The following is an 11290-nucleotide window of genomic DNA, read 5'->3' as shown; positions in this document are numbered from 1 at the left end:
GTAATTAATGGTAACTGGCGCGCCGACAGTATTCTCTTTTTGAAATAAAGCAATCAATGGCGTTAGCTCTAATGGGGAGAAAAACTCTTGATATTTTACTTCAATCTCAAGTTCTTGTAGAATTTGGATGTGAAAAAAGCGTTGGTTGTTGTATGATAGACATAGGAATCTTCCTTTCTGTTTAAGAGTCTGTCAGGACATCATAATTATAACAGATGGGGAGGTTCTTATTTTTATTGTTTTTAGAACGCTAATGTATCAAGGCATCATAATTATGAAATTAGCTCACCTACTAACACACCGCCTAAAGAAATTAATACAAAACTAATTCCCGCTTGAACAATTGAAAAAGTACCTGTTAAAAGTGCGGCAACCGCAAATTGAAATGAAACCAAACCAGATGCATCATTAATTAATGACTCACCTTCTAGCGTATGCATCATTTTATGTGGAATTTTCACCTTTTCTGCCAAGGCTGAAACAGCGACCGCATCAGTTGGTGCTAGCGCTGCGGCTAATGCAAAACTTCCAGCGATTGGCATTGCTGGAATTAGCCAATGAATAAATTCACCTAATAATCCAACTGTCACAAAAACTAAGACAATTGACAAGGTAAAAATAGCCTTCTTTTCTCGCCATAAGGCTTTTTTATCAACATTTACACCATCATTAAAAAGTAATGGTGCTAAAAATAAGAGCATAAAAAATTCCGAACTTAAATCGAAATAATCAAATGTCGTAAAAATTGATAACATCATTCCTAATACAACTTGAATCAATGGAATCGCAATTTGCGGAATAAATCGATTCAATACATTTGATAATAAAACCATACCTAACATGAGTAATACTGCTTCAAATGCGTGCATACTCAACCTCCCTCAATCAAACTGTTTGCCAAATTTACTATGAATTTGTACATCAGTTTGACATTATTTTTAGTAATCATTCTATCATTTTATTTAAATTGATACTATTCATAATAAAATATTATTTAGAACCTTTATTTTTCATAACAAAGATAAAACACGAGCAATCATTTAGTGATTGCCCGTGATATTAATTATAACTATCTTATTTTTTTGTATAACCTAGTTTTTCAAAAGTCTTGACTAACTTATCAAGTGATAAGTTATCTTTATCATCAAAGTTATTACCATAGAGTGTTTTTAAATCTTCTTTTGAAACGTCTTTGACAACAACATGAATCGTTTCTTTTGCTTCCGTGTCACCATATGAAACATCTCGCTTAACACCTTTCATATCTTTATACATTGTACTATTTGTGTCAATTGATTTTTTTAAATCCTCTTTTGTTCGATTCATATCCTTATATACATACGTATTATTTGCTGTTGTTTCTTGAATCGTTTTGTCTTTGTCATACTTCATTTCAAGTTGTAATGTCACGCCATTATTCTTTAATCCGTATGTAACTGTCTCCAATTTACTTTTCGAGCCACCACATGCTGATAAGACAAAGATAAATGCCAATGCCATAATACCCATTTTCAATTTTTTCATCTTAAAACTCCTTTTTATATCTTGTTTCTTTATTTATTAATTATATAATATTCACAACACACATCATTATAACCTAATATCATAAAAATTAAACCAATTATGTTAAAAAAACTTACTTTTCAAATCGGATTATTTATTTTCGTATTTTATGAAATCACTATATTTTTGAAGTCGTTCTTCAAAGATACCAGTGTATAATTCAAATATCTCAAATTAGCAGATCATTTTCTTACTATAATACATATCACTTGCATCATATATTTTTAAAAATTTTTGACAACAAAAGTCAGAGGAATAATTTTAGTAGTTTCCTTCACCTTGACTTAACGATACTAGAGATAACTTTTTAGGTACCGCTTTTTCCGAGTGATTACTTAAAACATATTCGTTAACCAAACCTGATTTTCCTTTAACTCTTTCTAATTTATCGAAGGAATAACGCTCAATTTCACCTGAACCAAATTTATCTTGTGACCCATCATGTGTATAATATAATTCTTTTGTATCATAAGAAAGATGTATTTTGATTGGGTCTCCTTCTATTGTAAAATGATTAAATGTCACGTCAAATGGATGTTTTTCCTCATACAATTGATAGAGATGAGCTAAATCTTCATCATATTTTTGATAATCTGATTGATTAAGAGTATTAACTGTTAATTCTTTTGAATATAATTTTGTTAATTCAATTGCATCAAGTTGTTCAGTAGCTCCATTTTTGTTTGGTCGAGATTGCACCATTTTAATTTTAGAATCATTGACAATAAAATGATAAAAATCCATTTTTTTTACCTGTTTCTTAGTATATACCGATAAGTTTTCGGTTGATGTAACATCTAAACGCTCAACCTTATTTCCTATTGTCATTTCTAATTGTTTGTTAGTTAATGCAAATCGATAATTCTTCTGATTTTCAGCATCATGCCATGGTCCAACCATCTTTTGAACTATCTTTTTATCAATATAAGTTGTACTTTGATTTTTTTCTCTCGGGATTTTCCTATTTACTTCGCACCCTGACAAACAAAAAACACTAAAAAACAAGAGAACTAGAATCCTTTTCTTCATCCTTAACCTCTTTACAAACTTTTTGATTTTTAAATCTACTATTTTTATTGTACCATTATTGTGCAAGCAAACCTATGTATTTTCATAGAATTTATTACACTTAGCTAAAAATGTTTGTTATTGTTTTCCTTGTATTAAATCATCTGATTTAGTAGAGTTATCTTAATTAAACAAATTAATTTAAGCTAGGAGGTCAAACATGACTGAGATTGATAAAGTATTTAGTGATGTTCGCGTCATTCATGATAAATTAAGCTGGTTAAATCGTTCCAAGATGGAGAACGCGCTTGCTGGCTATACAGCATCAGAAGTTCATTTACTTGAATATATTGGTAAAAATGAGAATATTAACGTTACAAAACTCGCAGAACATTTCTTTATGACCCGTGGCGCCATGAGTAAGTCTACCAAGAAGCTAATCAAAAAAGGTGCGCTTCAAAGTAAACAAAAAGAGGATAATAAGAAAGAAATCTACTTTACACTAACCGAAGAAGGACAACGTGTTTTTGATCTCCATGAACAATTACATCAAGAGTTTCGAGCGCGAGATCAAGACGTCCTAAACTCAATAACACCCGAAACCTTATCAGAAGTAGAATCATTCTTACAACGCTACAACGACCACCTATCAAAAGAAATCCAAAAGAAAAAATTAAAAACAAGGTGATTTTTGGTGCGGTTATGGGTGAACAGTAAGGTAGTAAAATCATTATTTTATCCTTGTAACATTTCCCACATTTCACCCCTATCATTATAATAATTAAAAAAACTAGTCATGATTAATCATTTTCTGATTTGTCATAGCTAGTTTTTTATTTCGAAGATTTCAAACCATAATATTCACTGTGGATAATTTTGTTGACAAAGAAACAATAATTCTGTATATTTTGTTTGCAAGGAAACAATAAATACAGAAAGGATGATCTTATGTCATTCAAAACAACATCTCAAAATAACTTCCGCTTTCAATTAATCTTTGGTTTACTCGTAACTTTTCTTAGTGGACTTGGCTTTAGCATTGTCATGCCAGTAACACCTTTTCTGGTCGGAACTTATACGTCAAACCAAAATACACAAGCAACCATTGTGACACTCTTAACTGCAACTTACGCTGGTTGTACCTTCTTCGCTGCACCAATTTTAGGTTCACTTAGCGATCGTTTTGGTCGTAGGCCAATTCTATTAATCTCTCTCTTAGGAGCTACAATTGGTTTTATCACCTTTGGTATTGGTGGTTCCTTAACCATTCTCTTTCTCGGTCGTATCATTGAAGGACTAACAGCTGGCAATATTGCCACGCTATTTGCATATTTTGCTGATATTACTCCTGAAGATAGTCGTACAAAATATTTTGGCTGGATTAGCGCTGCCGCCGGTTTTGGGACAATCATTGGTCCAACATTCGGAGGTATACTTACAAAATTTGGCTATTCAACACCACTATTCTTTGCTGCTCTATTATCATTTGCTAATTTTCTGCTTGGTTATTTCGTCATGCACGAATCATTACCAAAAGAAAAACGCATGACTGAAGTAAATATAAGAGCACTAAATCCAATTCGTCAGATTTCAATTCTATTTAAGCACTCACTTATTCGTTCATTATTGCTCTTAGGCATATTACTTTGGATTCCTAATGGTGCCTTTCAATCAATACTCTCTCAATTTTCGATTGATGTATTTTCTTTAAAACCCAGTGCAATTGGTTTGATTTTCTCTATTATTGGTATGCAAGATATCTTAGCCCAAATTTTTATTATGCCGCGTTTTATCAATAAATTAACGGATTGGCAAATTGCGACTTGGGGCATCTTCTTCCAATTTTCAAGCTACTTATTCATTACATTAGCCGTTTTATGCGGACAAATTTTTCTCTTTATTATCAGTCTCTTACTCTTTGGGTTTGGCGAATCCATCTTCAGTCCATCATTTAATGACATGCTATCAAAATCGGCAAATGCTGAAATGCAAGGTCAAATTCAAGGCGGCAGTCAAGCAATGCAGTCTCTCTCAAGAATTATCGGCCCCATCTTAGGTGGACAACTATATGTGCAATTAGGACATGCAGCACCCTTTACATTTGCAACGATTTTAGTTTGTATTGCCCTCTTTTTAATTCTCAGAGCCGGTAAACCTGTAAAAAACAAAAATTAAATAAAAAAGATTGAAGAAATAAAGATATAACTATCTCCTATTCTTCAATCTTTTCTATTAGATGTAACTTAAAGCTTGTTCAAAATCGGCAAGTAAATCATCAATATCTTCGATACCACAAGATAAACGTAAAAGTCCTGGTGTCACACCCTGTTCTAATCGTTCTTCTTCTGAAATACATGCATGCGACATCGTTCTAGGATAAGATACAATTGATTCAACACCACCTAAACTAACGGCAATAATTGGAATCTTTAAATGTTTCGTTAAGCAACTTACCTTATCTTCACTACCTAGTTCAAATGACAATACAGCACCACCATTTTTTGCTTGCGCTAAATGAATGTCTGAGTCTGGATGGCTACTTAAACCTGGATAGAAAACTTTCTCAACTTTCGCGTGTTGTTCTAAAAAGTTCGCTAACTGCATGGCATTCTCACAACTTTTCTCCATACGAATGCCCATTGTTTTCATCCCACGCAAGATAAGCCAAGCTTCTTCAACACCCAAAATTGCACCAAAAGCTTTTTGGTAAAGTTTTATTTTGTTTGCCATCTTTTCATCATTTAGACTCACTAAACCAGCAACAACATCACTGTGTCCATTTAAAAATTTCGTTGCACTCTCAATCACAATATCAACACCTAAATCTAATGGTTTTTGATAAAGTGGTGTCATAAAAGTATTGTCCATAATTGTTGTTAGATGATGGGCCTTTGCAAGTTGAACCAACGCTCTGATATCGCAAACTTTTAGTAATGGATTAGAAGGTGTTTCGAGATATAAAACTTTCGTCTTTGGTGTGATGGCAGCTTTTACTGCTTCAAGATCACTGTAATCTACAAAACTTGCATGAATATCAAAACTCGGTAAAATTTCTTTTGTAAATTGGCAGGTTCCGCCATACACTTCGTTTGGTACAATCAGATGATCACCCGCATCTAATTGCATTAAAACAGTCGCAATTGCAGACATCCCAGAAGAAAAAGCAAAGCCATATTTACCATTCTCTAATTCCGCAATCCCTTCTTCAAGTGCACTTACGGTTGGATTTCCAAAACGCGTATAACTATAATCCTGTTTTGCAAAAATATCAGTTTGGTTAAAAGTTGACGCTTGATATTTTGGGATTGAGGCAGCCCCAGTGTAGGGATCAACAACTGGATAGCCATGTAGTAATTTAGTATTATCTAACACTAGTCAAACTCCTTTTCAATTCATTCTTGTAAATCAAGCATACACTTGATTCTTGTGATGTACAACACCAATTTAGAAACAAAACATCAAACCATCGTCAAAAATGACAAGGTGAGCATCTTGGTTTTTACCTCTCATAAAGTAAAAATCTATATAAATAATAGATAACAAAAAACATGATGTACTATTTGTAGCACACCATGCTTTTAACATTCTTATCATAATTAATGAGCCAAACTATCTTTGCTTCGCTGTAAAGAGATTGCGATATTGCCATCAAATAGAAAACCAATTCGTTCTACTACTGGAACAGGTTCTTGTTTCATACCTGTTTCAATCCAACGCACAATCATTCCTGAAAGAGCTGATTGATAAAAACTTGCAATTAAGGCTGCATCTTTTTCAGGTGCCTTAATATTTTCATTTTCATATTTAACATATTCCGACATCATATTTCCCGAAATAGCAAAAATAAATTTAACCAATTCATCCTGTTGCATTGAATCATAAACGTGATAAATTGCCCGCTTATTTTCTAAAGCGAATTCTGCTGCTTTAATAAAAGTTTCTTCCCACGATTTTGATTGATTGTATTCTTCAATTACAAGTTCTAAGTTCATCTCAAAAATTTCAGATAACAGCTCATAAATATCGGCATAGTGATAATAGAATGCGTTTCGATTAATTTCACAAGCTAAAGCCAAATCTTTGACTGTTATACGTTTAAGTGGGCGCTCATTTAACATTTTAATAAAATTATCACGAATTAGTTTTTTTGTGTACTGTTTTGCCATTCTTTCACCACCTACTTGTTCAAAGTATAACATGAAAAAAATGATTAAAAAATATATTATTACTATTAATACGATTGATTCATTATTTTGCAAAATACTTTTCATAATGATGAAAAACTAATTCCTCCGATAAATCATCAAAAACCGAATCATTCGTTAAATAGCTCGTCACTGCACCACAATAGCCTAGCTCAACAATTTCCTTCATCTTATAATGTCCATTTAGCATCGCCCAAATCATTGTACTTGTTAAGACAGCTGTCGACCCGTTAATATTAAATTCTGGTGCCACTTTTTTATCTATCTGATACGACATCTCTATTGATTCAAAATAAACATTACCATTCTTTTTGACAATCACTAAATTCTGTACACCGCGATTGACTAAATTTCGCATTTTTTCAAAGAAATCTTGCTCATTATCACCTAAAGCTTTAATTAGCGATTCTAGTTCATCAACTGATAAAACTAACAATTCCAATTTCTCTAGTAAAGGAATTAATTTATGCACTTTATTCATCGAAACTGATTTTGCAATCATCGGTATCGACACTTGTTTTTTAAGATGCTCAATGGTTTCAAGTGGAAGATTGTCATCAATCACACAATATCTTGAACGATTAATTCGTTGGAGGTAGCGATTAATAAATTCTGGTGTCATTGTTTCTAAAATGCGCATATCATCAATTCCAACGCGAAAATTAGTGGTCGGATCTTCCAAATAAATAAAAGATGATGTATTATACCCACTAATTCTTTCACAACAATCAACATTAAAACCAATTTTTCTTGAATCTGAAATAAAGCGATCACCATTAACATCCGCACCATAAACAGAAATTAGATTAGTATTAATGTTTAATTTTGTTAAAGCCAAAGCAATATTTCGACCTGCCCCCCCTAAATAATAATTGATCTTCCCTGGATTGGAATTATTTATCAACAATTCATCAGAAGGCGAACCAACAATATCAATATTAATACCACCAATGACACTTATAAATTGTGGATTATTAATAATGTAACCTTTCCCTTTGATGTAACCTTTCTTCATTAAATTATGAATATGTGCTGCTACACCAGACCTCGAAATACCTAATTCAAAAGCCAATTCCTCTTGCGAAATCGTTGGATTTTCACGAATAATCGCTAATATTTCTTTTTCTCTTTCCGTCATTCCTCACACCTGCCTCCTATTTTTATAAACATTTGTTTATATACTATATAATAGTTTGACTAATAATGAAAGCCCGGATTATAATTAAGGCATAAATAAAGTAACGAGGTGATTACAGTGGAAGAAAAGTACATTGTAGTAATTGGTGGTTTAAATTTGGACATCGCAGGTTTGTCTGGTCAAAACTACCATGAACGAGATTCAAATATCGGAGACATTAGTCTCAATGTTGGTGGCGTTGGTCAGAACATCGCACAGAATTTAACCCGTCTAGAAGCACCCACTTATTTAATTACAGTATATGGAGATGATAGTTTCGGAGAAATTTTAGAAAAAGAATGTCAACGTAATGACATCAATCTAGATTATGCTGAAAAAATTAATGGGGAACACAGTTCAACTTACTTGTATGTTGCTGATAGTGACGGCGATATGCTGACAGCAATTAACGACATGAAAATTGTTGAACATATCAATCCCGCATTTCTAGAAAAAAGATTAGATTTTATTAATGGCGCTGAACTTTGCGTGATTGATGGCAACATCTCGCAAGAATCAATTGATTATATTGCAGAAAATGTTAATCGTCCGTTGTTTGTCGATCCAGTATCGATTGCTAAAGTTGAAAGATTTACCCATGTCCTTGATAAAATTGATACAATGAAACCCAACCACTTAGAAATTGAATTTCTAACTGGCGTTAAAGTCACTGATGTCGAATCAGCAAAAGATGCTGCCAAAGCGCTCAATAAACTAGGCGTTAAAAACGTCTTCATTTCCCTAGGTGCAAAAGGAATCCTCTGCTCGAGACATGATGAAGAACCTCAATTAATTAGTCCCATCGTTGAAAAGATTGTCAGTACAAATGGTGCTGGCGATTGTACAATGGCAACCATTACTTGGTCTAGGTTTTATTTTGGTGAAAGTTTACCAGTTAAAGAAGTTGGTCAACTCTCGCAAGCAGCCGCTAGTCTTACTCTAGAATCAAACTTAGCTGTATCAGATCGTCTTTCAATTCGGAATGTTGTCAAACGATCTTTAAGATATAATAAATAAAAATAACTTTAATTAAGAAGGAGAATATATAATGGTCAAAAAACAAATTTATTCAATCGTAAACTACAATGAGGCAGTTCAAACTATGGATGCAGGTGCAGATCATATCGGTTTAGTACCAATGCAATCTGGTGGTATCCCAAATCACCGTGTCCCTTTAGATGTTGTTGATAAGATTTATGCAGAATGTCGTCGTCGTGGGGTTAAATCAATCGCAATTATGTTAAACAAAGACATCGAAGAAATGTTCTTCCTAATTAAACGCGTTAATCCAGACATCGTTCACGTTGCTGGTATGGAATACACAGCCGACGAAGCATTTGCCGAACGTTTACATAAAGAATGTCCCGGCGTTGAATTAATGCAAGCTGTCTTAATCGATGACGAAACAGCAATCGAACGTGCTAAATATTATGCGACTTTCTGCGACTACCTATTAACTGACTCAGGTCTAGCAAAAGATACTGGTATTGGTGCTAGTGGTCAAACACATGACTGGAATATTGACAGAACAATTGTTGAAACAGTAAACATTCCGGTGATTATTGCTGGAGGGCTCGGACCAGATAACGTTGAAGCTTGCATTAAACAAATCAAGCCTTTCGGAGTAGATTCACTAACAAAAACTTCATTCAAATTTGAAGATGGCGTCACTGAAAAAGACATTCCAAAAGTCCGCGACTTCTGCGAACGCGCAGACAAAGCTGCAGCAGAAATCGGTTTAGCTTAATTAAAGGAGAATCCTATGTTAAATTATAAATTAGAACAAAATGTTAAAGTCCTAGTAACAAACGAGTTATCTGAAACTGTACTCGATGTTTTAAAAGACTTTAATTACCAAAAACCATTTATCGTCATTGATAGCTTTTTATTAAACAATGAAGCAATCAAAACTTTATTAGATACATTAACAAAAGCTAATAAAGCATATACAATTTACGATAAAGTAATACCAAACCCGCCAATCGAATCGATTGATACAGGGGTAGATTTCTTTAAGGCCGAAAAATGTGATTCTATCCTTGCCATTGGGGGCGGTAGTGTCATTGATGCTGCTAGAGGCATAAATATTGTTAGACATCTTGGCGGAAGTATCGCTGATTATGCCTATGACAAAGAAATCAAATCATTTTGTAACGGCTTAATTGCCATTCCAACAACTTCTGGAACTGGTAGTGAGTTATCAAACGCATTAATCGTTACTGATACTATCAATAATGAAAAAATTGCAGTCTTATCAAATTTGGCTGTTAGTGAAGTGGCCATTTTAAATCCGCAACTCGCTCTTTCTTTACCAGAGCAACTTACAATTTCAACAGGACTTGATGCATTCTCACATGCGGCTGAAGCCTATACGTCTACACTTTCAACACCTGTTGTTGATGCAATTTGCGAAAAAATTATGTTCTTAATCTATAACTACCTACCAAAAGCTGCAAAAGATGGGCAAAACCTCGAAGCACGCGAAAGAATGATGGTTGCGGCAGCTTTAGGTGGTTGGGTCTTAAATAACGGGGGAACACATATCGGCCACTCGCAAGCACATATCATTGGTGCAAAACTTGGTATAGCACATGGTCAAGCTTGTGCCTATGCTCTACCAGGTACATTAAAAGCAACCGCAGCAGTTAAAGCGAAAAAAATCAAAGAAATTGGTTATATTCTTGGTACTGAATTCCCAGAAAATGTGACGGATGATGAAATTGGTAACATCACAGCAGCACGTTACCGTGAATTCCGTGACGATATCTTAGGATTAACGCCGTTTGATTCATTAAATATCAAACGTGAAGATGTCATGGCACTAGCTAAAGAAGTTCAAACTGAACGTTTCGCTGGTAATACACCATTTGAACTAACAGATGATGTTATTGCACAATTAATGCATGACTTTGGTTAAATCGAAAGGTTGAGATTAATGTCTCAACCTTTTTTATGTTTGTACATATTTATTCATTAAATAATATAAAATACGATATAATAGAGATAGAAAAACAAATGAAAGTAGGCTGTTTTTATGAAAAAAATGAGTTATTTTAACCTAATTATTTCGGTCATCCTTATTTTTTTAACTTTTGTTTCTTTTAGTAGAGTTTTTTTGATAGGCTCACAATCAGGTGATATTGTCGTCTACACGCTATCAGTGATTTTGATTGTCACATCTATTATTGCGATTGTTAAATTTAAAAGTAAAAAAGATATTATCTTTTTAATTGTTGGGCTGAGTCCATACTTGTATATGCTAGTCATTTTTCTCCTATTAACATTAAAAATTATCCCTTTCGCTCCGTAATATAACTGGATTTGAGTCAATATCTTG

Annotated in this window: 12 protein-coding genes; 5 read left to right on the top strand and 7 right to left on the bottom strand. The window is 33.6% G+C overall.

From position 1 onward, the window contains the following. Positions 1-272: 272 nt before the first annotated feature. From ESZ54_RS11290 to ESZ54_RS11280, 3 genes are all read right to left on the bottom strand, one after another. Positions 273-869 carry a cation:proton antiporter domain-containing protein gene (locus ESZ54_RS11290; protein ID WP_136137759.1) on the bottom strand — a complete coding sequence of 199 codons (597 nt, stop codon included), beginning with the start codon at positions 867-869 and terminating at the stop codon, positions 273-275. A gap of 205 nt (positions 870-1074) precedes the next feature. Further along, positions 1075-1524: a DUF1307 domain-containing protein gene (locus ESZ54_RS11285; RefSeq protein WP_136137758.1), complete on the bottom strand. Its 450-nt coding sequence runs from the start codon at positions 1522-1524 to the stop codon at positions 1075-1077. Positions 1525-1824: 300 nt separating this feature from the next. Next, positions 1825-2463 (bottom strand): DUF4362 domain-containing protein, encoded by a 639-nt coding sequence (locus ESZ54_RS11280; RefSeq protein ID WP_204249552.1) that lies wholly within the window; start codon positions 2461-2463, stop codon positions 1825-1827. A 328-nt stretch (positions 2464-2791) separates the two neighbouring features. On the opposite strand from ESZ54_RS11280, the gene ESZ54_RS11275 reads away from it, so the two are divergent. After that, positions 2792-3259: a MarR family transcriptional regulator gene (locus ESZ54_RS11275; protein WP_136137756.1), complete on the top strand. Its 468-nt coding sequence runs from the start codon at positions 2792-2794 to the stop codon at positions 3257-3259. Between the two features lie 260 nt (positions 3260-3519). After that, positions 3520-4746: an MFS transporter gene (locus tag ESZ54_RS11270; protein ID WP_136137755.1), complete on the top strand. Its 1227-nt coding sequence runs from the start codon at positions 3520-3522 to the stop codon at positions 4744-4746. A 57-nt stretch (positions 4747-4803) separates the two neighbouring features. Here ESZ54_RS11270 and ESZ54_RS11265 read toward each other — a convergent pair whose 3' ends face one another. From ESZ54_RS11265 to ESZ54_RS11255, 3 genes are all read right to left on the bottom strand, one after another. After that, positions 4804-5943, bottom strand: coding sequence for a trans-sulfuration enzyme family protein (locus ESZ54_RS11265; protein ID WP_136137754.1), 1140 nt, complete (start codon positions 5941-5943; stop codon positions 4804-4806). A 224-nt stretch (positions 5944-6167) separates the two neighbouring features. After that, complete coding sequence (locus ESZ54_RS11260; RefSeq protein ID WP_136137753.1) at positions 6168-6737, bottom strand: TetR-like C-terminal domain-containing protein; 570 nt, start codon at positions 6735-6737, stop codon at positions 6168-6170. A gap of 82 nt (positions 6738-6819) precedes the next feature. After that, the gene (locus ESZ54_RS11255) at positions 6820-7914 is read right to left on the bottom strand and encodes a PfkB family carbohydrate kinase (RefSeq protein ID WP_136137752.1); all 1095 of its coding nucleotides are present in this window, start codon (positions 7912-7914) and stop codon (positions 6820-6822) included. A 117-nt stretch (positions 7915-8031) separates the two neighbouring features. Between ESZ54_RS11255 and ESZ54_RS11250 the strand changes: the two genes are divergently transcribed. The 3 genes from ESZ54_RS11250 to ESZ54_RS11240 are packed head-to-tail and all read left to right on the top strand — an operon-like array spanning position 8032 to position 10870. Continuing rightward, complete coding sequence (locus ESZ54_RS11250; protein ID WP_136137751.1) at positions 8032-8970, top strand: PfkB family carbohydrate kinase; 939 nt, start codon at positions 8032-8034, stop codon at positions 8968-8970. Positions 8971-9001: 31 nt separating this feature from the next. Continuing rightward, a complete protein-coding gene (locus ESZ54_RS11245; protein WP_136137750.1) occupies positions 9002-9700 on the top strand; it encodes a phosphoribosylanthranilate isomerase in 699 nt (232 codons plus the stop codon). Between the two features lie 15 nt (positions 9701-9715). After that, positions 9716-10870, top strand: coding sequence for an iron-containing alcohol dehydrogenase (locus ESZ54_RS11240; RefSeq protein ID WP_136137749.1), 1155 nt, complete (start codon positions 9716-9718; stop codon positions 10868-10870). A 230-nt stretch (positions 10871-11100) separates the two neighbouring features. Here the strand turns inward: ESZ54_RS11240 and ESZ54_RS12595 are convergent. Beyond that, positions 11101-11290, bottom strand: a 190-nt coding sequence (locus ESZ54_RS12595) for a hypothetical protein (RefSeq protein ID WP_204249551.1), incomplete at its 5' end; no start/stop codon positions are given.

It is taken from the genome of Vagococcus silagei (genome assembly GCF_004795745.1).
GTDB classification, from domain to species: Bacteria; Bacillota; Bacilli; order Lactobacillales; family Vagococcaceae; genus Vagococcus; species Vagococcus silagei.
The sequence above is the reverse complement of the archived record's forward strand: the minus strand, read 5'-3'. Positions and strand labels throughout refer to the sequence as shown.

Bases quoted from the DNA above. Each gene is read 5' to 3' on its own strand.
- ESZ54_RS11260 (WP_136137753.1), bottom strand. From the start codon at position 6,737: ATGGCAAAACAGTACACAAAAAAACTAATTCGTGATAATTTTATTAAA.
- ESZ54_RS11255 (WP_136137752.1), bottom strand. From the start codon at position 7,914: ATGACGGAAAGAGAAAAAGAAATATTAGCGATTATTCGTGAAAATCCA.
- ESZ54_RS11290 (WP_136137759.1), bottom strand. From the start codon at position 869: ATGCACGCATTTGAAGCAGTATTACTCATGTTAGGTATGGTTTTATTA.
- ESZ54_RS11280 (WP_204249552.1), bottom strand. From the start codon at position 2,463: ATGGTTGGACCATGGCATGATGCTGAAAATCAGAAGAATTATCGATTT.
- ESZ54_RS11285 (WP_136137758.1), bottom strand. From the start codon at position 1,524: ATGAAAAAATTGAAAATGGGTATTATGGCATTGGCATTTATCTTTGTC.
- ESZ54_RS11245 (WP_136137750.1), top strand. From the start codon at position 9,002: ATGGTCAAAAAACAAATTTATTCAATCGTAAACTACAATGAGGCAGTT.
- ESZ54_RS11240 (WP_136137749.1), top strand. From the start codon at position 9,716: ATGTTAAATTATAAATTAGAACAAAATGTTAAAGTCCTAGTAACAAAC.
- ESZ54_RS11275 (WP_136137756.1), top strand. From the start codon at position 2,792: ATGACTGAGATTGATAAAGTATTTAGTGATGTTCGCGTCATTCATGAT.
- ESZ54_RS11270 (WP_136137755.1), top strand. From the start codon at position 3,520: ATGTCATTCAAAACAACATCTCAAAATAACTTCCGCTTTCAATTAATC.